Genomic DNA, 19,934 nt, shown 5'->3' on the forward strand with positions numbered 1-19,934 from the left:
ACCGACCCTGCTCTGATGCTCTGGTTCGTGGCTGTCACCGCCACTTCAACAGTCGCGCGTATAGGGCAATTCCTGCAAAGGATCAAGAGTGGAGAGTCATTCGGGGTCTGGTCCCCGCACCCGCTCGACCTCTGCGATCGCGGCCGCCACCGCCGCTGCGATGCCCATCCCCGAGGTATCCAGAACCACGGCATCCTCTGCGGGCTTCAACGGGGCTGTCGCCCGCTCGCTGTCGCGCGCGTCGCGTTCACGCAGATCGGCCAGCACACCCTCACGCGTCACATCGGCGCCATTGCCGGACAGTTCCAGAAAGCGCCGCTCTGCCCGCACCGCATCATTGGCGGTCACATAAAGCTTTACGTCGGCATCGGGGCAAATCACCGTTCCGATGTCGCGCCCGTCCAGCACCGCGCCGCCCATCCGGGCCGCAAACGCGTGCTGGAAATCGACCAAAGCCGCCCGTACCTCTGGTATCGCGGCCACCTTGCTGGCGGCCTGTGCCACCGCAGCTGTCCGCAGGTCATCACGCTGCAAATCCTCCGCCGTCAGCGTCCGGGCCGCATCCAAAGGGGCCTCGCCCTCCAGAACCCGCCGCCCGGTGGCGCGATACAGCAGGCCCGTGTCCAGATGGGCAAACCCGAAATGGGCCGCGACAGCCTTGGAAATCGTGCCTTTGCCCGCCGCCGCCGGCCCGTCTATCGCAACGGTGAACCTCACGCGCCCACGCGCTCCAGCCTGGCACCAAGCCGCGTCATCAGCGGCTCGAAGATCGGGAATGAGGTCACGATCGGCCCCGCGTCATCAACCGAGACCGGCGCGACCGACGCCATTCCCAGACACATGAAAGACATCGCGATCCGGTGATCTAGGAAGGTCGCCGCCACACCGCCGCCGGGCACATCGCGCCCCATGCCATGCACGGTCATTGTGTCCTCGGTCTCGTCCACGGTGACGCCATTGGCGCGCAGGCCTTTGACCATCGCGTCGATCCGGTCACATTCCTTCACACGCAATTCCTTGACGCCCAGCATCACGGTTTTGCCCGAGGCAAAGCTGGCAACAACCGACAGGATCGGGAATTCGTCGATCATCGATGCCGCCCGCTCCGGCGGCACCTCTACCCCGTGCAACCCAGCCGAAAACCGCGCCCGAAGGTCGGCCATAGGCTCGCCCCCCTCGATGCGCTCGTTCTCGTAGGTCAGGTCGGCCCCCATCTCGCGCAGCGTGGTGAACAGGCCCGCGCGGGTCGGGTTCAGGCCGATATTCGGGATCAGCACATCCGACCCCTCGACAATGATCGCGGCGCAAACCGGAAACGCCGCCGACGACGGATCACGCGGCACGGTGATCACCTGCGGCTGCAACTCGGGCTGGCCGGTCAGGGTAATCACGCGACCCTCGTCCGTTTGCTCTACCGTCACTTCGGCGCCAAAGCCCGCCAGCATCCGCTCTGTGTGGTCGCGCGTTGCCTCTTTCTCGATCACCACCGTTTTTCCCGGCGCATTCAGCCCTGCCAGCAAAACCGCCGATTTCACCTGCGCCGATGGCACCGGCACGACATAGCGCACAGGAACAGGCTGCGCCGCGCCGACGATGGTCATCGGCAGGCGTCCACCCTTGCGCCCGACGGCAACCGCACCGAACAGCGCAAGCGGGTCGGTCACCCGGCCCATCGGCCGCTTGCGCAGGCTTGCATCGCCGGTAAATGTCGCGGTGATCGGCGATGTCGCCATCGCCCCCATGATCAGCCGCACGCCGGTGCCGGCATTGCCGCAATCAATCACATTCTCCGGCTCTGCAAATCCACCGACACCGACCCCGCGCACGGCCCATTCGCCCGCCCCCAGATGGTCCACCTCGGCCCCGAAGGCCTGCATGGCTTTGGCTGTATCCAGAACATCCTGACCTTCCAGCAGCCCCGAAATCCGCGTTTCGCCCATGGCCATCGCGCCAAGGATCAACGACCGATGAGAGATCGACTTGTCCCCCGGCACATCCGCCACGCCGGTCAGCGGGCCGCATTTGCGGGACGTCATGGGAATAGGGGTGCCGTGGCCAGACATGGTAAATCCTCGATTCAGGGTCAGACGCGTGATACCGGATGCGCCCCGCCCGGTCCATCGCAGAAACAGGCCCTACTTTGTTCTAAAAATACTCGAAACCCGCGATCACAGCCGCCGGAACGTCAGATAATGCGGCACACGGTCCTCACGCAGGGCTTTTTGCTCGTATCGGGTGGAATACCAGTCTGCCCAAGGCTTGCGCCAATCCTCGGGGCCTTCGGCCAGCCACTCGAAATCATCGCGCGGGATCATTTCCTGCATCGTCTGGCGCACATAGTCCGGTATATCTGTCGCCACCCGGAAAATCGCGCCCGGCTTCAGCACGCGCGCCAACGGGTCCAGATATTCTCTGGTTACAAAGCGTCGGCGGTGGTGGCGTTTTTTGGGCCAGGGATCGGGATAGAGCAGAAACGCGCGGCCTATGCTGGCGTCCGGCAGCACGTCGAACAGATCCCGCACATCGCCCGGATGCACCAGCAGGTTATCCCCGCCTGCCTCGCGCACTTTTCCCAGCAGCATGGCGACCCCGTTGATGAACGGTTCCGCCCCGATAAAGCCGACATCGGGATTGCGCCCGGCCTGATGCACCAGATGCTCGCCGCCACCAAATCCGATCTCGACCCAGACATCGCGATCACCGAACAAGTGCCGCAGGTCCAGCGGGTTGCGCTCGGGGTTCTCTTCCCAGGTCACGCCGCCCAGCGTCAGCTCTTCCAGATCCTCTGCCAGAAACTCTTTCTGGCTGTCGCGCAGGGTCTTGCCCGCCAAGCGACCATAGAAATTGCGCCATGGCGCACCAGAGGCATGCTGTTTTCGGTTTGGTTTGTCAGACATGAAACGCAAAAGCCCCGCAAGATCGTTGCGGGGCTTCTGGATCAAGTCAGGGTGCAGGGTCAACCCCTGGAGGGGCCTTAGACGGCTTTCTTCAGCGCCTCGGCCAGATCGGTGCGTTCCCAACTGAAACCGCCATCGGCCTCTGGCGCGCGGCCAAAGTGGCCATAGGCAGAGGTCCGGCTGTAGATCGGGCGGTTCAGACCCAGATGCGTGCGGATACCCCGCGGGGTCAGGTCCATCACCTGGGCGACGGCGCGTTCGATATCTTCCTCGCGCACTTCGCCGGTGCCATGGGTGTCGGCATAGATCGACAGCGGCTTGGCCACGCCGATCGCATAGGACAGCTGGATCGTGCAGCGCGTCGCCATACCCGATGCCACCACATTCTTCGCCAGATAGCGCGCAGCATAGGCGGCAGAGCGGTCGACCTTTGTCGGATCTTTACCCGAGAACGCGCCGCCACCATGCGGGGCGGCGCCGCCGTAGGTGTCGACGATGATCTTGCGGCCCGTCAGACCCGCATCGCCATCCGGCCCGCCGATCACGAAAGTGCCGGTAGGGTTCACCCACCATTCGGTGTCTTCGGAAATCCAGCCCTCTGGCAGAACCTCGCGGATATAAGGCTCGACGATGGCGCGGATATCGGCGCTTGTCTGGCTTTCCAGCGCATGCTGCGTGGACAGCACGATCGAGGTCACGCCGACAGGCTTGCCGTTTTCATAGCGCAGCGACAGTTGCGACTTCGCATCGGGCCGCAGGGTCGGTTCCTGACCGGATTTGCGCACCTCTGCCAGACGCTTCAGGATCGCGTGGGAATACAGGATCGGGGCCGGCATCAGTTCCGCCGTTTCATCCACGGCATAGCCGAACATGATGCCCTGATCGCCTGCGCCCTCGTCCTTGCCCGACGCCGCATCCACGCCCTGCGCGATATGCGCGGACTGCGGGTGCAGATAGTTCGACACCTCGACCGTGTTCCAGTGAAAGGCGTCCTGCTCGTATCCGATGTCCTTGATGCAATCGCGGGCGATCTGTTCGACCTTGCCCAGATACTCCGTCAATTTGGTCTTGTCCGACAAACCGACTTCGCCGCCGATGACGACGCGGTTGGTGGTGGCGAAGGTCTCGCAGGCAACCCGCGCTTCTGGCTCTTCGGTTAGAAAAGCGTCCAGAACCGCATCGGAAATGCGGTCGCACAACTTATCGGGGTGCCCTTCGGAAACGGATTCCGAAGTGAAAATATAGTTCTGTCGTGACATGAAAGTGCTCCAATGTGTAAATCCGCCACGTCAGGAAGCCGTTGTGGCGGGTGCAGTCACGCGGATAGGGTCCGCAGCCCCCGGGGTCAATCGTTAAATCGGAACCGGACGCCCAACAAACCAAGTGCGCCCAGAATAAGCAACAGGATCAAGGGCGCATCGCCCGTCCGGCTGTAATATGTCGCAGGCAGCGCGGGCGGCAAGGGGCGGTCCAGCTTTCCCGCCACGTTCAGCGCCAGACTGCCCGTGACCCGCCCGCGGGCGTCGATCATCGCGGACACTCCGGTATTCGCGACACGCACCATCGGCAGGCCCTGCTCGATCGCCCGCATCCGGGCCTGTGCCAGATGCTGAAACGGGCCAGCAAGCCTGCCGAACCACGCATCGTTGGTCACCTGCAGCATCCAGTCGGGGCGTGCGGGGGCGGCATTGACGTCTTGCGGAAAGATCGCCTCGTAGCAGATCAGCGGCAGCACCCTGCCAAGCGTCCCCAGATCCAGCAATTCGGCGCCGGGGCCGGCTGAAAACCCGTATCCTTCGGCCTGCGCAAAGCTGCCGATGCCCAGACGCGACAGGATCGCGCCCTGCGGGATATATTCGCCGAACGGCACCAGATGGTATTTGTCGTATAGCTGCGTCACCGCCCCCGCCGGGTCGATCACGGCCAGACTGTTGTAGGCCAGCACACCCTCCTCGCGCAGAACGCCGAAGGCCACGGGGGCACCCTGCGCCGCCGATCCGATAACCGCCAGCGCATCCCCCGCATTGCCCAACCAATAGGGGATTGCGGTTTCAGGCCAGACCACCAGATCGGGGCGCGGGCCGTCCACAGCCGAGGTCAGGTCAAGCTGACGACGAAAGAACTCCGGCGCCAGATCGCGGTTCCATTTGTCGCGCTGCGGAACATTGGGCTGGACCATGCGGATCACCGGCGCACCCGGCGCGATCGCAGGGCTGACCAATGACGCGCCCCAAAGGCCAAACGCGACCAGAACCGGCACAGGCGCAAGGGCCCAAACCGGACCGCGCCGCAGCAGGACGGTTGAACAGGCAACCGCCAGCAGGGTCATGAACGTGATCCCGTGCGGCCCGATCACCGCGCCAAGCTGCGCTTGCGGGCTTTGCGTCCAGATGTAGCCGATCAAGGCCCAGGGGAAGCCGGTGAACGCATAAGACCGCAGCACCTCTGCCGCCGTCAGCAAAACCACAACGGCGGCAGCGCGGCTGACAACGCCGCGACCCAGCCAGTGCGACAGGCCAAAGGCCAGCCCCCAGAACAGCGCCAGACCGATCGACAAAAGCACCAAAGCAAAGGGCGCCATCCAGCCATGGCGGGCAATATCGACCAGAAACGGTTCGACGATCCAATGCAGCGAGACCGCGAAATATCCGGTGCCGCCAAGCCATCCGGTCACTGCAGCCTGGCGCGGGTTATCCGCCCGCAGCATCAGGGCAAACAACCCCGCAAACGCAAAAAGCGCCAGCCACGGCAGCGAAACAGGAACCTGCCCCGCAGCCGCAACGCCACCCGAAGCAACCGCCAGGCCCAGAACCTGCCAACGGGACCGCGCGGCGATCCATTCATCGGCCCGCCGCGCAAGGCTCACTCTGCCGCCTGCCCCGGCAACCTGACGCGCAACCGCTTGATCCGGCGCGGGTCCGCCTCGACAACCTCGAATTCCGGCCCGTCAGGATGCTGCACGATCTCGCCCCGCGCCGGAACGCGGCCCGACAGCATAAAGACAAGACCACCCAGCGTGTCGATCTCTTCTTCGTCAATCTCGTCGTGGGCCGTCAGGTTCATGCCGATCTCGGCCTCGAAATCCTCCAGCGGGGCGCGCGCCTGCGCCAGATAGACACCGGGCTTTTCGCGGGTCCAATAGCGGCCCTCGGCGATGTCGTGTTCGTCCTCGATCTCTCCTAGAACCTGTTCGATCAGATCCTCTAGCGTCACAAGGCCGTCCACCCCACCGTATTCGTCGATCACCAAAGCCATGTGAATACGCTCTGCCTGCATCTTTTGCAGCAAGATCCCGATGGGCATAGAGGGGGGGGCGAACAAAAGCGGGCGCACCATCTTGCGCAGGTTATACCGGCCACCGGTCGCGTCGAACCCGTGCTTCAGCGCCAGATCTTTCAGGTGGACAAGGCCGATCGGTGTGTCCAGCGTCCCGCTGTAAACCGGCAACCGCGTCAGCCCGCTTTCGCGGAACACATTGACCAGATCGTCTTTTTTGATGTCCACGGGAACAGAGACGATCTCGACCTTCGGAATCGCCACATCCTCGACCCGCATGCGGCGCAGGTTGACCATGCCAAGCAAAAACGGCGTCGACGACACATAGGCCGCGTCACCGTTTCCACTCTCGTCATCACTGTTATTGGGACTCAAGGCATCGAAAATGCGGCCTAGAAAACCGCGCTGCCTACTCTCGGTCGGGTCCTGCGCGCTAAGCGCTGCATTAGACCCCTCTTCAGAATCGCCCATCTTTCCTTTCCAGATCTCAAAAAACGGCCGTAAATGGCCCTGTGTCAATATGGGTCGGGCACCCCGAGAGTTGCAAGTATCGCAACCTCTGTTCCCTCCATCAATGTCGCATCTTTTTCGTCAATGTGATCATAACCCAACAAATGCAACACACCATGACACAAAAGATGCAGAACATGATGTCGCATCGGCCGCCCCGCATCGGCGGCTTCACGCGCGCAAGTCTCGTAGGCGATGGCAATATCGCCCAGTTCGACCAGCATGCCGCTTTTGTCCGGCGCGGGCAACTCGGGCGCTTCGCCTGCGTCCTCGGCTGCGCGTTCCTCTGATGGCCAGGACAGCACGTTGGTCGGAACCGGCTTTCCCCGGAATTCGGTGTTCAGAACCGCGATCCGCGCATCGTCGCATCCCAGAAGGCTGATCTCGAACGCCTCGGGGTCCATGCCAAGATGGGTCAGGGTGGCCGCAGCGGCAAGATCGGCCAGCTCTTCCAGGCTGGCCTTTTCCCACTGATCGGCCTCGATCAGCGTATCAACAAGATCAGACATCTTCGGTTTCGTATGCCTCGATGATCCTGGCGACAAGGGAATGCCGCACGACGTCTTTCGACGTGAAGTAATTGAATGCGATCCGGTCGATACTGCCCAGCAACCGTTCGGCATCGGCCAGCCCGCTGGACACCCCGCGCGGCAGGTCAACCTGCGTGCGGTCCCCCGTGATAACCATGCGGCTTCCCTCTCCCAGACGGGTCAGGAACATCTTCATCTGCATAGAGGTCGCGTTCTGCGCCTCGTCCAGAACAACAAAGGCGTTGGACAGGGTGCGGCCGCGCATGAAGGCCAGCGGCGCAATCTCGATCTGCTTTTCCTCGATCAGCTTTTGCACCTGCTTGCTTGGCAGAAAGTCGTTCAGCGCATCGTAAAGCGGCTGCATATAGGGGTCGACTTTTTCCTTCATGTCGCCAGGCAGAAAGCCCAGACGCTCTCCGGCCTCGACGGCGGGACGCGACAGGATAATCTTGTCGACATGCCCGCCAATGAACATCGACACCCCTACGGCAACGGCCAGATAGGTCTTGCCTGTGCCCGCAGGCCCGATCCCGAAGGCAAGCTCGTTGGAAAACAGCGACTGGACATAGGCCTTTTGCGCGTCGGTGCGCGGTTCGACCAACTTCTTACGGGTCTTGATTTCGACCTTGTCCGCATCCGCCTTGAACAATTCGATCTGATCACCGTCACGAATGCCGGTTCCTCTGGCCGAATCGCCCATGCGAATAACGCCGTCGATATCACCGCTGTCGAATCCGCGCCCGGCCTCCAGCCTTTGATACAGTTGTTCCAGCACTCCGCAGGCACGAGACCTTGAATCCTCTTCGCCGATCACGACCAGAACATTACCGCGTCTGATAATCTGAACGGCCAGCTTCTGCTCGATCTGCGCCAAATTGCGGTCAAACTCGCCGCAGAGGTCGATCAGCAACCTGTTGTCGGGAAATTCCAGAAGCGTTTCGATAACGTCCTGGGGCGAAGGGAACGGCGTCAGCGGGCTGGTAACCAATGAAATCTCCCTTGGAAAAGATCTGTATTCCCAATCGTGGCCCACCCGTGGTTCCACTACAAGGGGCGAACCGGAATTGTCATGGATTAGATACAAAAATGGCCGCAAGGGGGTCCCTCGCGGCCACATTTTCAGGCGATATAATAGCCGTTAGATCGGGTCGGCAATCGTCGAGCCCTCTTTGAACGGGCCGACCGCCGTGCTGGCCGGACCCGCACCAGAGCAGACCGGCTTGCCGTAGGGGTCAAGCCGTGCCGACAGATAGCCTTCGACGCCATCGTCGATGATCCAGTGATCGCAACCCTCGGGGTCGATCCAGACACCGGCGACAAGCTGGCTCAGGTGTTTCTTGTCGGTGCCGCCATCGACGGTCTTGTCGGTCCCACGCGGGTCTTCGACAAAGTCACCACCACAGGCAGACACCATGACAACCGCTGCAAGCGCACCAAGGAATTTTACATGTTTCATTGTTCAGGTCCTTTAGCGGATGCAGATAATTTCGACACGACGGTTCTGGGCCATTCCGGCCTTCGTTCCGTTGGTCGCACGCGGCTGACGTTCGCCATAGCCCTGCACAGAAATCAGATTGGCGCCAAGCCCCTTGGCAACACGGGCAACGGCCTCTGCGCGATTGCGCGACAGGCGCATGTTGTATTCGTCACTGGCGCGGCTGTCGGTGTGGCCGATAACGGTATAGGCCCGTGCGTTCGCCTGACGGAAAAAGCTTTCGAGCCGCGCGCGGCCGCTTGCCGAAATCGCGTATTTGTCGGTCGCGAAGAGCTGGTCTGTCGGCATCACGCCGCATACCTGCCCGCGGTGGCAGATCGGGTTTCCATTCCGGTCAAGACGGATATCCATGAAGCCTTCGGCGCCATCATCCATCACCCAATGCTCGCATCCATCCGGGTCGATCCAGATGGTCGGAACATAGGCTTCGTCCGTGTTTTTCTTGGGCTTGGCTGCGGCCTCGCCCCCCGAAATCGCAAGAGCCACAACTGCGGCGGACACGCCAACCATTGCGACCCGAAATGCTTTGGATATCTGTGTCACCACCGCGTCCGTCCTCTTCAAAATTACTAAAATGCGCTTGGTTTGGTGCTATACCAGCGCCCACGCCCTACATGTGTTGGACTTTAACAAAGTCCGCCGGCAAGTGAAGCAACATTTACCACATATTGTATCCAAACGCGAAACATTCGACGAAAGAAGGTATCACTGTTCCCTGGGCGACCTAATTTTGACACAATTCCCGAACCGGCACCGGGCATAAATTTCCCGCATTCGACCTAAAGCAGCACCCCACCAAGCGAATTGCGCTCGGTTCCGGTGATTCTTACGCGCCGGACATCGCCCACCTTGGCGTCGCCCCGCGCCACATGGACCGCATGCAGGTAATCCGACTTGCCCACCAGCTGCCCCTCCAGTCGCCCCTCTTTCTCGAACAGGACATTCACGTCACGGCCGATCATACCGCGCTGGATCTCGTGCTGCTGGCTGGTCAAAAGCGCCTGCACCCGCTGCAACCGCTCGTCCATCACGGCCTCGTCCACCGGCGCGCGTTCTGCTGCGGGGGTGCCGGGGCGCGACGAGTATTTGAACGAATAGGCCTGCCCATAGCGGACCTCCTCGATCAGCGCCAATGTCGCCTCGAAATCGGCATCGGTCTCGCCGGGGAACCCGACGATAAAGTCGCTGGATAAAAGAATATCGGGCCGCGCAGCGCGGAAACGCTCGATCAGCCGCAGATAATCGTCTGCGGTGTGTTTGCGGTTCATCCCCTTCAGGATCTTGTCCGACCCGGATTGCACCGGCAAATGCAAATAGGGCATCAGCTTGGCGCAGGTTCCATGCGCCTCGATCAGCGCCTCGTCCATGTCGTTGGGGTGGCTGGTGGTAAAGCGGATTCGCTCCAGCCGGTCGATGTCATTCAGCGCCCAGATCAGTCGCGCCAGGCTCCAGCCGTCGCCATCCGTTCCGCCGTGGTAGGCATTGACGTTCTGCCCCAGCAACGTGATCTCGCGCACGCCACGCTCCACCAACTCCTGTGCTTCGCGCAGAATACGGTCCGCCGGGCGGCTTACCTCTGCCCCGCGCGTATAGGGCACGACGCAGAAGGCGCAAAACTTGTCGCAGCCTTCCTGCACCGTCAGAAACGCCGACGGACCGCGGGCCAGCTTTACCCGCTTCGGCAACAGCTCGAACTTGTCCTCTTCGGGGAAGTCCGTGTCCAGCGCGGTCTCGCCCAGGCGCAGGCGCGCCTCCATTGCGGGCAGGCGGTGATAGCTTTGCGGGCCAACAACCAGATCAACCATCGGCTGGCGGCGCATGATCTCTTCGCCCTCGGCCTGCGCAACACAGCCCGCGACCGCAATCTTCAGATCGGGCTTTGCATCATGCAGCGGCTTCAGCCGCCCCAATTCGGAATAGACCTTTTCAGCCGCCTTTTCGCGGATGTGGCAGGTGTTCAGCAGGATCATATCCGCCTCGGCCATATCGGTGGTGGTTTCATACCCGGACGGGCCCAGCGCCTCTGCCATGCGCTCGGAATCGTATACATTCATCTGGCACCCGTAGGTCTTGATGAAGAGTTTCTTTGCATCTGCCATGATATAGACCCCGCCGTGGAATAAGCGCCGCGTTCTACATCCTCCGCCGCTCGCGTGCAACGCTTGCAATGCAGCCCGATTTGACCGAGTTTGCCCGAAAGCCGACAAAGGACCTGTTCTTCTTATGCGTTACAGTAGCTTGACCGATTTCCTCTCGAAGGGCGCTGTCGCATTGGCCAAAGGCCCTGTCGCGCTGATTTTCATCGAGGATGCGGTCGAGGTCGACACAACAATCCGCCACCACCAGCAGGCAGGGTTTACCGAGGTTCTGGTCTTCGTCCATGACCAGATCGAAATCCCCCAGCCGCTGGAAGACACGGTGCACCGCATCACCTGCCAAACCCATGCCGACGGGGCTGTGACCGACGCGGTCAATGCCATCATCAACGCAGCCCCCGGCCTCTGGCTTTATTACTGTTTCAACACGGAATACCTGTTCTACCCGTTTTGCGAGACCCGCAGCATCGCAGAGATGCTGGCCTTCCACACAGAAGAGCGCCGCGACGCCATGCTGACCTATGTGGTCGACCTTTATGCGCCCGATCTGTGGGAAACCCCGAATGCCGTCAGCCTGGAAAGCGCGCTGATGGACCGATCGGGCTATTATGCACTGGCGCGAAATGACGCGAGGGGGAACCCGAAGGAGCGGCAGTTGAACTTCTACGGCGGCCTGCGCTGGCGGTTCGAGGAACATATCCCGCAAGCGCGGCGCAAGATCGACCGCATCGGACTGTTCCGCGCGAAAAAAGGCCTCACGCTTTTGCCGAACCACGTCTTCAACGACGAGGAGTATAATACCTACGCCTGCCCCTGGCACAACAACATCACCGCCGCGATCTGTTCGTTCCGCACCGCCAAAGCCCTGAAATCCAACGCGGGTTCGATGTTCGAAATCGAAACATTCCAGTGGCACAACTCGACGCCCTTCGAATGGACCTCGCAACAGCTTCTGGATCTCGGCCTGATGGAACCCGGCCAGTGGTTCTGATCTGGCGGAACGCAGAGGTGTCAGAACGTCCGTCAGCCCGGAACAGCGCGGATCTTGCCCGTCTTCTCGGAAAAAATACTCTCGCGCGAAGCGCATGATCGCACGAAGTGCTGATAGGAATGGCGCAGAATGCGCCTCTGCCGGATCAAACGCGCTTCAGCCGGATAACCACATCCACCTTGGCGATTTCGGTTCCGTCCGGTGCCTTGGGCAGACGTGAGATTTCCAGCTGATCCGCAGGGGCGTCGGTCAATTCCGCAGTATCTTCCCAATAGAAATGCGGGTGATCGTCCATTCGGGTGTCAAAATAGGACTTTGTGCCGTCAACGGTCACTTCCTGCATCAGGCCCGCGTCGCAAAAGGCCCGCAGGGTATTATAGACGGTCGCAAGGGAAACAGCCTCTGCCGTGTCCAGGGACGCGGCATGCAGACTTTCGGCGGTCACATGCCGGTTCTGCCCGTCCCCTACCAGCAACGTCGCCAAAGACAGACGCTGGCGCGTCGGGCGCAGTCCTGCCTCTGCCAGCCATCGGGTTCCACGGGTGATTGCGTCGGACGTCATGGTCATCGTTGTTTTCCCTACTCTGTGACTAATATAGGGTGCCTATGGCCCATGTTTCAAATGAAAATAGGTCGCGACTGCGATGCCCCTATGGAACGCGGCCCACTTGCCACCTGTCGGACCACGGTGTTACACGATAAAAAAGCAGTACAGTAACGGCAAAGGGGCAGGCACAATGGCGAATTTTCCAACGAGCTTTGGCAAGGAAGACCTTCTGAAGTGCGCACGGGGCGAACTTTTCGGCGCGGGCAACGCGCAGTTGCCGCTTCCCCCGATGTTGATGATGGACCGGATCACCGACATCAGCGCGGACGGTGGCGAACACGGCAAAGGCCATGTGGTCGCCGAATTCGACATCACGCCGGACCTGTGGTTCTTCGAATGCCATTTCCCCGGCAACCCCGTGATGCCCGGCTGTCTGGGGCTTGACGGCCTGTGGCAGTTGACCGGGTTCAATCTGGGCTGGCGCGGCTGGCAGGGTCAGGGATTTGCCCTGGGCGTGGGCGAGGTGAAGCTGACCGGCATGGTCACCCCCGCCCGCAAGATGATCACCTACTACGTCGATTTCACCCGCGTGATCGACCGCCGCCTGAAGATGGGCGTGGCAGACGGACGGGTAGAAGCGGACGGTGAAGTCATTTACCAAGTCAAAGACATGAAAGTCGGCCTTGCCGCAGCCGAGGCCTGATTTCTTCGAATTTCTACCAACTGGGAGACCGCCTATGCGTCGCGTTGTCATTACAGGGTTGGGCATCGTCTCTTCGATCGGCAATTCCGCCGACGAGGTGACGGCCTCGCTGAAAGCCGGAAAATCCGGCATTCGTCATTCCGCCGATATGGCCGAACACGGGTTCCGCAGCCAGATCAGCGGACAGCCCGATATCGACGTGGCCGAGCATATCGAAAAGCGCACGTTGCGCTTCATGGGACCGGGAGCCGCCTATGCGCATATTGCGATGCAGCAGGCGATTGCCGACAGCCGGCTGGAAGAGTCCGACATCTCGAACCCGCGCACCGGCCTGATTGCCGGTTCTGGCGGACCGTCCACATCGAACCTGTTCGCGGCGCATCAGATCGTCCTGAAAACCGGCAGCCCGAAACGCATCGGCCCGCTTATGGTGCCGCGCGGCATGTCCTCGACGGTATCGGCGAACCTGTCGACCGCGTTCAAGATAAAGGGCCTGAATTACTCGATCACCAGCGCCTGTTCGACCTCGCTGCATTGCATCGGGTCTGCGGCAGAGCAGATCCAGTTCGGCAAGCAGGACGTGATGTTCGCGGGCGGCGGCGAAGAACTGGACTGGACCCTGTCCTGCCTGTTCGACGCGATGGGCGCGATGTCCTCGAAATTCAACGACACACCGGAAAAAGCATCCCGCGCCTTTGACGCGAACCGCGACGGTTTTGTCATCGCGGGCGGCGGCGGCATCGTCGTTCTGGAGGAACTGGAACACGCAAAGGCCCGCGGCGCCAAGATCTACGCCGAGGTGACGGGATACGCTGCGACCTCTGACGGGCACGACATGGTTGCCCCCTCGGGCGAGGGCGGCGAACGCGCGATGCGTCTGGCACTGGACACCCTGAAGGACCGCAAGGTCGGCTATATCAACGCCCACGGCACCTCGACCCCTGTCGGCGATGTCGGCGAGGTTCAGGCGGTGCGCCGTGTCTTTGGCGAAGGGTCCACCCCGCCGATCAGTTCGACCAAGTCGATGACCGGCCACTCTCAGGGGGCCACCGGTGCCCAGGAGGCGATCTATTGCCTGCTGATGCTGAAGAACGACTTCATCGCGCCGTCGATCAATGTCGAAACCCTTGACCCCAATCTGGCCCCTGCCGAAATCGCCATCAGGCGGGTGGACAATGCAGGGCTTGATACGGTGATGACCAACAGCTTCGGCTTTGGCGGCACCAACGGGTCCATGTTGATGAGTAAATACCATGGGTGATCAGTTGCAGGGCAAACGCGGCCTTATCATGGGCGTCGCGAACGAGCGGTCCATCGCATGGGGCATCGCCAAGGCAATGGCCGAGGCCGGCGCAGAGCTGGCGTTCACCTATCAGGGCGAGGCCTTCGGCTCTCGGCTTGCGCCACTGGCCGCGACCGTCGGGTCGGATTTCATGGTTGATGTCGACGTCACCGACGACGCCTCGCTTGATGCGGCGTTCGAACAGTTGGGCGCGCGCTGGCCCACGATCGACTTTGTCGTCCATGCCATCGCCTTTTCCGACAAGACCGAGTTGACGGGGCGGTTCCTGAACACCAGCCGTGCCAATTTTAAGCAAACAATGGATATTTCAGCCTATTCTCTGGTCGAGGTGGCGCGTCGCGCGCATCCGCTGATGGTCGAGAACGGCGGCACGATCCTGACCCTGACCTATCAGGGCTCAAACCGCGTCACGCCGTTCTACAACGTCATGGGTGTGGCCAAGGCGGCGCTGGAATCCACCGTGCGGTATCTGGCGAATGATCTGGGACCAGAGGGCATTCGCGTGAACGCCATTTCCCCCGGCCCTATGAAAACGCTGGCCGGGGCGGCGATCGGCGGCGCGCGCAAAACGTATAAGCACACCGACATGAACGCGCCGTTGCGCAGCAATGCCACGCTAGAGGCCGTCGGCGGCACGGCGGTTTATCTTGCCTCTAACGCGGGCGCCTGCACCACAGGCGAGATCATCCGCGTCGATGGCGGCTATCATGTGCTGGGTATGCCCCAAAGCGAGAACCTGTAAACCCCGCCCCGGGCCGCGGCGCGATTGTCGCTGCGGCCCGCCGGTTTCGCCCCTTGTCGCGGAAGCCGCTGATAAAATCACCTTACCTGCGCCCCATTGCCGCCCCAAACGAGTGTAATTCTGCGGCCGATGACACACGGCTCGGGCATATCGTTATGATCGCATTCTTCAGCTCGGCTGCTTTGCTGACCTATACAATCTACAGTTTCCGGGCCGGTTTTCCGCGTCTGGGGCGCCCCGATATTGTCGGTCTTGATGTCGAGGGGATCTTGTTGGCGCTGGTCGCGATTGTCGCGGCCTGTGCTGTGTTCGGGCCGATGCTGGGCGTCGCTCTGGCGCTTGCCGTGGCGCTGCACGAACTGGGTCATGTCGTTGCCTACCGCCTGATCGGCCATACCGATGCGCGCTTTCGCCTGATCCCGCTGATAGGCGGGGTGACGATTTCCAAACGATCCCCCGACACCCAGGCCGGGGATTTTTTCGTCAGCCTGATGGGGCCGGGCTTCTGCCTTGCGCCCATGGCACTGGCCTATGCGTTGTCGGATATGACCTATGACATGGCGCCTGGGATGTCAGATATGCTGCTGACCTTCGCCGTCGCCACCGGAGCACTGAATTTTCTGAACCTTTTGCCGTTCTGGCCGCTGGATGGCGGGCATTGCGTGCGCCTGCTGATGGACACCTTCGCGCCGCGACTGGCGCCCGCGTCCACAATCGCGATGAGCGCCGCTTTCGCGGTCGGGGCGCTCTGGATCAAATCCCTTATGTTGTTCCTATTCGCGCTGATCGGCGCGAAAAGCATCATCAGGGCGAATGAAACCGCAAGCAGTCGGCACCCCATGTCGCTGCGCTGCGCCCTTCTGGCAGGCGGCGCCTATCTTGCAACCGGCATGGCGCATCTTTTCGCGGGCTCCTGGCTGCTGCTGCAATTGCTCTAGTTGCCCTTGCCCAGAGTTTCCGCCTTCAGTTTGTTGCGCAGATCTTGCTGACCCTTCTGGAATCCCTCTGCATCACCGAAATCCAGAAACGAGGCATAGCGACCATGCACCCCCGCCACGCGCGAGGCGTGCTTGATCGGGCACCAGTATTGCTCTGTTCGCGCTGCGATTTCGGTGACAAAGGCCAGCACCCCGTTGCCATAGCCGCAATAGGCGCAGTTCAGCTTTTGCAGCGTGTTGAGGTAGGCAAGGCTGCCGCGGTCCAGAAAGATATAGTCCTTTCGCCGGACCTTGCCGATCCCGTAGACCGGAAAACACACGAATTGATAGACCGACGCAACCAGATCCAACAGCACAAGCGGCACGATGACGCCGTAGATGAAAGGAGCGGTCAGAAGCGTCAGAAACCGGGTCTCTTTCAGGAATGCGCCAAGCCCGACCTTGAACTGCTTTTGCCGTAGACGAACGTCGGCCTCGAACACCACCTTTCGCTTTTCGATGGTATATCGGAACTCTTTGCGCTTTTCTTCCAGTTCGGATTCCACCGCATTTTGCAGGGCTTTCATCCGCTCCATCAGGTCGCGCAGGCTGTCTGGCATGTCCTTATCCTTTGTTCACGGACCGAGGACATCGTGGCACAGGCCGATGATGGCTCGGACAGGGTTTTCCCCAACCTACACCAAAACCGGCCCGTGTGCGTTGATATGCGCCTAGTTGATCGCAATCATCTCGATGTCAAAGGTCAACGTCTTGCCCGCCAGCGGGTGGTTGGCATCCAGCGTGATCTCGTCCTCGTTTACCGCAGAAATCATCACCGCCATCTGCTGCCCCGTTGGGGTCTGCACCTGAAGCGCAGTTCCGACTTCCAAAGGAATATCGTCTGGAAATTGATCGCGCGGAACAGCCTGCATGCCTTCTTCGTGGCGCGGGCCATAGGCATCTTCCGGGGCGATGGTTACGGTTTTCTTGTCGCCCACGGCCATACCGGGGATTACGACATCAAGGCCGGGAATAACCTGGCCGGAACCGACGGTAAATTCCAACGGGTCAAGCCCGGCGGAACTGTCAAAGGTGGACCCGTCGATCAGGGTTCCAGTGTAATGCAAGCGAACAGTATCTCCGGGCTTTGCCTGAGTCATTAGTGTCTCTCCGAGGTGGGGAATGGGTGGATCGAGGCCGCACTCTGCGGGTGCTCGGGGTTCATGCCCCAGCGTGTCAAATGTCGGCGGCGATGTAAACAGCCCTGCGCTCCTTCTGTCGCTGCGCGTCCGGGGCCACTCTTGTCATTTCAACTCTTTTCCCCGCCCCCCTCTCCGTGCAACTCTGCACCCAACCGGAGGACCCAATGCCCATCACCACCTGCATTTTCGACGCCTATGGAACGCTGTTCGATGTCAGCTCTGCCGCAAGACGCGCCGCCGGGGAACCGGGGCGCGATGCCCTTGCCGGGGTCTGGCAGAAACTTGCGGGTGACTGGCGCCTGAAGCAACTGCAATACACATGGCTGCGCACAATCACCCAGGAGCACACCGATTTCTGGGTGGTCACCCAGGATGCGCTGGACTGGGCGATGGAGGCCGCAGGGCTGGACGACCCCGAACTGCGCGAGCGGCTTCTGGCGCTTTACTGGGAGCTGGCCGCCTATCCCGAAGCACCCGCGATGCTGGCCCGCCTGAAAGCCGCCGGCATGACCTGCGCGATCCTGTCCAACGGCGCACCCGCGATGCTGGAAGGCGCCGTCGACAGCGCGGGGCTTGAGATCTATCTGGACGGTGTTCTGTCGGTGGAACGTGTCGGACTATTCAAGCCGCATAAATCCGTCTACGACCTTGTCGGGGCAGAATTTCACTGCACACCGGATCAGGTTCTGTTTGTGTCGTCCAATGGCTGGGACGCCGCCGGATCGGCAGGATACGGGTTCAACACGGTCTGGGTGAACCGCGCAGGTGATCCGGTGGACCGGCTGGCGCACAGGCCGCAGCATATCCTGCCCGATCTGACAACACTTCCTGAACTGGCGGCGTCTTTATGAACTCGACCTTTACCACATCCGACGGCATCACCCTGAACTACTCGGACGAGGGGCAGGGCAAACCGGTTCTGTGCCTTGCGGGCCTGACACGGACGGGGCAGGATTTCGATTATGTCGCGCCGCACCTGAAGGGCATCCGCCTGATCTGCATGGATTATCGCGGTCGCGGGGCGTCGGGTTGGGCCGATCCGTCTACCTACACCATCCCGGTCGAGGCGCGGGACGCACTGGAACTGCTTGACCATGTCGGGCTGGCGAAAACCGCCATTCTGGGCACATCCCGTGGCGGATTAATCGCCATGTTGCTGGCCGCAATCGCGCCGGACCGTCTGACGGGCATCGCCCTGAACGACATCGGCCCCGAGCTCGCGCCAGAGGGGCTGGCGGTTATCACAGACTACATCGGTCGCCGCCCGAGCCAGCACTCCTATGCCGAAGCGACAGAGGCCCGCCCGGCCCAGATGACGGGCTTTGCCAATGTGCCCGTGTCCCGCTGGGAAGACGAGGTGCGCCTGCATTTCCGGCAAGAGGCCGACGGCCTGCACCTGACCTATGACCCCAAGCTGCGCGATGCGGTGCTGGACGCGGGCGCGCAACCGGCCCCCGATCTGTGGCCGCTGTTCGACGCGATGGCGGGTCTGCCGCTGGCGCTGATCCACGGGGAAAACTCTGACCTTCTGGTTGATAGCACCGTGCAGGAGATGCAGCGCCGCCGCCCCGATCTGATCTATGCCCGCGTCCCCGACCGCGCCCATATTCCGTTTCTGGACGAACCCGAAAGCCTTGCCGCGCTGCATAAATGGCTGGATGCCCTCGCATGAACATCGCCATGATCGAGGCCGCCGCCCTGCGCCTGAAGGATCGCGCGCGCCGCACGCCGCTGCTGTCCTCGCCCTTTCTGGACGAGATCGCGGGGCGCCGCGTTTTCGTGAAGCCAGAGTGCTTGCAACACACCGGATCGTTCAAGTTTCGCGGCGGCTGGTCTGCGGTCAGCGCCCTGCCCGATGACATCCGGCGGAACGGCGTCATCGCGTTCTCGTCGGGCAACCACGCGCAGGGCATCGCCCTTGCGGCCCGCGAACACGGCATTCCCGCCGTAATCATCATGCCCGCAGATGCGCCGCGCACCAAAATCGACAACACCCGCGCGCTGGGGGCCGAGGTGGTGCTATACGACCGCGCCACCGAGGACCGCGACGCGATCGGCGCGACCCTGTCCGCCGCGCGGAACCTGACATTGATAAGGCCCTACGACGACGGCCAGGTGATTGCCGGACAGGGAACAATCGGGCTGGAAATCGCCGAACAGGCCACAGAACTGGGGATCAGCGGCGCTGATGTGCTGGTGTGTTGCGGTGGCGGCGGCCTGACATCTGGCATCGCACTGGCGCTGGAGGCCCGCGCGCCGCACCTGCGCGCCCGCCCGGCAGAGCCAGAGGGCTTCGACGATGCCGCACGGTCGCTGGCCATGGGGACGATCCAGCGCAACACACGCCTCTCGGGGTCGTTGTGCGACGCGATTGTCACCCCGCAACCCGGCGATCTGACCTTTCCGATCATGAAACGCCTGTGCGGGCCGGGCTTGGTGGTGTCGGACGATGAATGCCTGCGTGCCATGGCATTGGCCTTTGACCGGCTGAAGATCGTCATTGAGCCGGGTGGTGCCGTGGCGCTGGCAGCGGCGCTGTTCCGTGCCGACCAGATCGAGGGTGAGGCGGTGATCGCCGTGGCCAGCGGCGGCAACGTCGACGCGGATGTGTTCCAAAGGGCCCTGACCTTGTATGCCTGACAGAAATTTAGTTGACATTGCCAACTAAATTGAACCATAAACCCGTTCAGGGAGGATTCTATGCGCGCACATTCCACCACAGCCG

The 19,934-nt window shown here is 61.6% G+C and carries 22 protein-coding genes and 1 riboswitch; of the genes, 8 read left to right on the forward strand and 14 right to left on the reverse strand.

The window, feature by feature from the left end; translation table 11 throughout:
- Positions 1–96: 96 nt before the first annotated feature.
- From ACEN2R_RS14440 to miaB, 11 genes are all read right to left on the reverse strand, one after another.
- Complete coding sequence (locus ACEN2R_RS14440) at positions 97–717, reverse strand: (d)CMP kinase (protein WP_442043380.1); 621 nt, start codon at positions 715–717, stop codon at positions 97–99.
- On the reverse strand, positions 714–2,063 hold the full coding sequence (gene aroA / locus ACEN2R_RS14445) for a 3-phosphoshikimate 1-carboxyvinyltransferase (protein ID WP_442043381.1): 1,350 nt from the start codon (positions 2,061–2,063) through the stop codon (positions 714–716). The genes ACEN2R_RS14440 and aroA overlap by 4 nt, the downstream gene beginning before the upstream one ends.
- Positions 2,064–2,168: 105 nt before the next feature.
- Positions 2,169–2,897, reverse strand: coding sequence for a tRNA (guanine(46)-N(7))-methyltransferase TrmB (gene trmB / locus ACEN2R_RS14450; protein WP_442043382.1), 729 nt, complete (start codon positions 2,895–2,897; stop codon positions 2,169–2,171).
- 77 nt (positions 2,898–2,974) lie between these two features.
- The gene (gene metK, locus ACEN2R_RS14455) at positions 2,975–4,156 is read right to left on the reverse strand and encodes a methionine adenosyltransferase (protein WP_442043383.1); all 1,182 of its coding nucleotides are present in this window, start codon (positions 4,154–4,156) and stop codon (positions 2,975–2,977) included.
- A 5-nt stretch (positions 4,157–4,161) separates the two neighbouring features.
- Positions 4,162–4,209: riboswitch (SAM-SAH riboswitch) on the reverse strand.
- Between the two features lie 33 nt (positions 4,210–4,242).
- A complete protein-coding gene (gene lnt, locus ACEN2R_RS14460; protein WP_442043384.1) occupies positions 4,243–5,763 on the reverse strand; it encodes an apolipoprotein N-acyltransferase in 1,521 nt (506 codons plus the stop codon).
- Positions 5,760–6,644, reverse strand: a complete 885-nt coding sequence (locus tag ACEN2R_RS14465) for a hemolysin family protein (protein WP_442043385.1) — start codon at positions 6,642–6,644, stop codon at positions 5,760–5,762. Before ACEN2R_RS14465 ends, lnt begins: the two co-directional genes overlap by 4 nt.
- 44 nt (positions 6,645–6,688) lie before the next feature.
- A complete protein-coding gene (gene ybeY, locus ACEN2R_RS14470) occupies positions 6,689–7,192 on the reverse strand; it encodes an rRNA maturation RNase YbeY (RefSeq protein ID WP_442043386.1) in 504 nt (167 codons plus the stop codon).
- Positions 7,185–8,201: a PhoH family protein gene (locus tag ACEN2R_RS14475; protein ID WP_442043387.1), complete on the reverse strand. Its 1,017-nt coding sequence runs from the start codon at positions 8,199–8,201 to the stop codon at positions 7,185–7,187. Before ACEN2R_RS14475 ends, ybeY begins: the two co-directional genes overlap by 8 nt.
- Positions 8,202–8,351: 150 nt before the next feature.
- Complete coding sequence (locus ACEN2R_RS14480; protein WP_442043388.1) at positions 8,352–8,669, reverse strand: hypothetical protein; 318 nt, start codon at positions 8,667–8,669, stop codon at positions 8,352–8,354.
- A 12-nt stretch (positions 8,670–8,681) separates the two neighbouring features.
- Positions 8,682–9,218 (reverse strand): OmpA family protein, encoded by a 537-nt coding sequence (locus tag ACEN2R_RS14485; RefSeq protein ID WP_442043433.1) that lies wholly within the window; start codon positions 9,216–9,218, stop codon positions 8,682–8,684.
- A 269-nt stretch (positions 9,219–9,487) separates the two neighbouring features.
- Positions 9,488–10,807, reverse strand: a complete 1,320-nt coding sequence (gene miaB / locus ACEN2R_RS14490) for a tRNA (N6-isopentenyl adenosine(37)-C2)-methylthiotransferase MiaB (RefSeq protein WP_442043389.1) — start codon at positions 10,805–10,807, stop codon at positions 9,488–9,490.
- Between the two features lie 124 nt (positions 10,808–10,931).
- On the opposite strand from miaB, the gene ACEN2R_RS14495 reads away from it, so the two are divergent.
- Entirely contained in the window at positions 10,932–11,795 is an 864-nt protein-coding gene (locus tag ACEN2R_RS14495; RefSeq protein ID WP_442043390.1) for a hypothetical protein, read from the forward strand.
- A gap of 145 nt (positions 11,796–11,940) precedes the next feature.
- Here ACEN2R_RS14495 and irrA read toward each other — a convergent pair whose 3' ends face one another.
- Positions 11,941–12,357 carry an iron response transcriptional regulator IrrA gene (gene irrA / locus ACEN2R_RS14500; protein WP_442043434.1) on the reverse strand — a complete coding sequence of 139 codons (417 nt, stop codon included), beginning with the start codon at positions 12,355–12,357 and terminating at the stop codon, positions 11,941–11,943.
- A 175-nt stretch (positions 12,358–12,532) separates the two neighbouring features.
- On the opposite strand from irrA, the gene fabA reads away from it, so the two are divergent.
- From fabA to ACEN2R_RS14520, 4 genes are all read left to right on the forward strand, one after another.
- Positions 12,533–13,045 (forward strand): bifunctional 3-hydroxydecanoyl-ACP dehydratase/trans-2-decenoyl-ACP isomerase, encoded by a 513-nt coding sequence (gene fabA / locus ACEN2R_RS14505; protein ID WP_442043391.1) that lies wholly within the window; start codon positions 12,533–12,535, stop codon positions 13,043–13,045.
- A gap of 34 nt (positions 13,046–13,079) precedes the next feature.
- The gene (gene fabB, locus ACEN2R_RS14510; protein WP_442043392.1) at positions 13,080–14,306 is read left to right on the forward strand and encodes a beta-ketoacyl-ACP synthase I; all 1,227 of its coding nucleotides are present in this window, start codon (positions 13,080–13,082) and stop codon (positions 14,304–14,306) included.
- Positions 14,299–15,090: an enoyl-ACP reductase FabI gene (locus tag ACEN2R_RS14515; protein ID WP_442043393.1), complete on the forward strand. Its 792-nt coding sequence runs from the start codon at positions 14,299–14,301 to the stop codon at positions 15,088–15,090. Before fabB ends, ACEN2R_RS14515 begins: the two co-directional genes overlap by 8 nt.
- 155 nt (positions 15,091–15,245) lie before the next feature.
- The gene (locus ACEN2R_RS14520) at positions 15,246–16,028 is read left to right on the forward strand and encodes a metalloprotease (protein WP_442043394.1); all 783 of its coding nucleotides are present in this window, start codon (positions 15,246–15,248) and stop codon (positions 16,026–16,028) included.
- On the opposite strand, the gene ACEN2R_RS14525 is transcribed toward ACEN2R_RS14520, so the two are convergent.
- On the reverse strand, positions 16,025–16,627 hold the full coding sequence (locus ACEN2R_RS14525; RefSeq protein WP_442043395.1) for a hypothetical protein: 603 nt from the start codon (positions 16,625–16,627) through the stop codon (positions 16,025–16,027). The genes ACEN2R_RS14520 and ACEN2R_RS14525 overlap by 4 nt on opposite strands.
- Before the next feature lie 111 nt (positions 16,628–16,738).
- On the reverse strand, positions 16,739–17,167 hold the full coding sequence (locus ACEN2R_RS14530) for an FKBP-type peptidyl-prolyl cis-trans isomerase (protein ID WP_442043396.1): 429 nt from the start codon (positions 17,165–17,167) through the stop codon (positions 16,739–16,741).
- A 206-nt stretch (positions 17,168–17,373) separates the two neighbouring features.
- Here ACEN2R_RS14530 and ACEN2R_RS14535 point away from each other — a divergent pair, with 206 nt between their 5' ends.
- The 3 genes from ACEN2R_RS14535 to ACEN2R_RS14545 are packed head-to-tail and all read left to right on the forward strand — an operon-like array spanning position 17,374 to position 19,849.
- Positions 17,374–18,060: a haloacid dehalogenase type II gene (locus ACEN2R_RS14535; RefSeq protein ID WP_442043397.1), complete on the forward strand. Its 687-nt coding sequence runs from the start codon at positions 17,374–17,376 to the stop codon at positions 18,058–18,060.
- Positions 18,057–18,881 (forward strand): alpha/beta fold hydrolase, encoded by an 825-nt coding sequence (locus tag ACEN2R_RS14540; RefSeq protein ID WP_442043398.1) that lies wholly within the window; start codon positions 18,057–18,059, stop codon positions 18,879–18,881. Before ACEN2R_RS14535 ends, ACEN2R_RS14540 begins: the two co-directional genes overlap by 4 nt.
- On the forward strand, positions 18,878–19,849 hold the full coding sequence (locus tag ACEN2R_RS14545; protein ID WP_442043399.1) for a threonine ammonia-lyase: 972 nt from the start codon (positions 18,878–18,880) through the stop codon (positions 19,847–19,849). Before ACEN2R_RS14540 ends, ACEN2R_RS14545 begins: the two co-directional genes overlap by 4 nt.
- Positions 19,850–19,934 lie beyond the last annotated feature (85 nt).

It is taken from the genome of Pseudogemmobacter sp. W21_MBD1_M6, assembly GCF_052119585.1.
GTDB lineage: Bacteria > Pseudomonadota > Alphaproteobacteria > Rhodobacterales > Rhodobacteraceae > JBGQOJ01.

Excerpts from the sequence above, each read along its gene's own strand:
- miaB (WP_442043389.1), bottom strand. The coding sequence starts at position 10,807 with ATGGCAGATGCAAAGAAACTCTTCATCAAGACCTACGGGTGCCAGATG.
- ACEN2R_RS14520 (WP_442043394.1), top strand. The coding sequence starts at position 15,246 with ATGATCGCATTCTTCAGCTCGGCTGCTTTGCTGACCTATACAATCTAC.
- ACEN2R_RS14535 (WP_442043397.1), top strand. The coding sequence starts at position 17,374 with ATGCCCATCACCACCTGCATTTTCGACGCCTATGGAACGCTGTTCGAT.
- aroA (WP_442043381.1), bottom strand. The coding sequence starts at position 2,063 with ATGTCTGGCCACGGCACCCCTATTCCCATGACGTCCCGCAAATGCGGC.
- ACEN2R_RS14480 (WP_442043388.1), bottom strand. The coding sequence starts at position 8,669 with ATGAAACATGTAAAATTCCTTGGTGCGCTTGCAGCGGTTGTCATGGTG.
- ACEN2R_RS14515 (WP_442043393.1), top strand. The coding sequence starts at position 14,299 with ATGGGTGATCAGTTGCAGGGCAAACGCGGCCTTATCATGGGCGTCGCG.
- ACEN2R_RS14540 (WP_442043398.1), top strand. The coding sequence starts at position 18,057 with ATGAACTCGACCTTTACCACATCCGACGGCATCACCCTGAACTACTCG.
- ybeY (WP_442043386.1), bottom strand. The coding sequence starts at position 7,192 with ATGTCTGATCTTGTTGATACGCTGATCGAGGCCGATCAGTGGGAAAAG.
- ACEN2R_RS14495 (WP_442043390.1), top strand. The coding sequence starts at position 10,932 with ATGCGTTACAGTAGCTTGACCGATTTCCTCTCGAAGGGCGCTGTCGCA.
- fabB (WP_442043392.1), top strand. The coding sequence starts at position 13,080 with ATGCGTCGCGTTGTCATTACAGGGTTGGGCATCGTCTCTTCGATCGGC.
- ACEN2R_RS14530 (WP_442043396.1), bottom strand. The coding sequence starts at position 17,167 with ATGACTCAGGCAAAGCCCGGAGATACTGTTCGCTTGCATTACACTGGA.
- fabA (WP_442043391.1), top strand. The coding sequence starts at position 12,533 with ATGGCGAATTTTCCAACGAGCTTTGGCAAGGAAGACCTTCTGAAGTGC.
- irrA (WP_442043434.1), bottom strand. The coding sequence starts at position 12,357 with ATGACGTCCGACGCAATCACCCGTGGAACCCGATGGCTGGCAGAGGCA.
- metK (WP_442043383.1), bottom strand. The coding sequence starts at position 4,156 with ATGTCACGACAGAACTATATTTTCACTTCGGAATCCGTTTCCGAAGGG.
- ACEN2R_RS14465 (WP_442043385.1), bottom strand. The coding sequence starts at position 6,644 with ATGGGCGATTCTGAAGAGGGGTCTAATGCAGCGCTTAGCGCGCAGGAC.
- ACEN2R_RS14545 (WP_442043399.1), top strand. The coding sequence starts at position 18,878 with ATGAACATCGCCATGATCGAGGCCGCCGCCCTGCGCCTGAAGGATCGC.
- ACEN2R_RS14525 (WP_442043395.1), bottom strand. The coding sequence starts at position 16,627 with ATGCCAGACAGCCTGCGCGACCTGATGGAGCGGATGAAAGCCCTGCAA.
- trmB (WP_442043382.1), bottom strand. The coding sequence starts at position 2,897 with ATGTCTGACAAACCAAACCGAAAACAGCATGCCTCTGGTGCGCCATGG.
- ACEN2R_RS14485 (WP_442043433.1), bottom strand. The coding sequence starts at position 9,218 with ATGGTTGGCGTGTCCGCCGCAGTTGTGGCTCTTGCGATTTCGGGGGGC.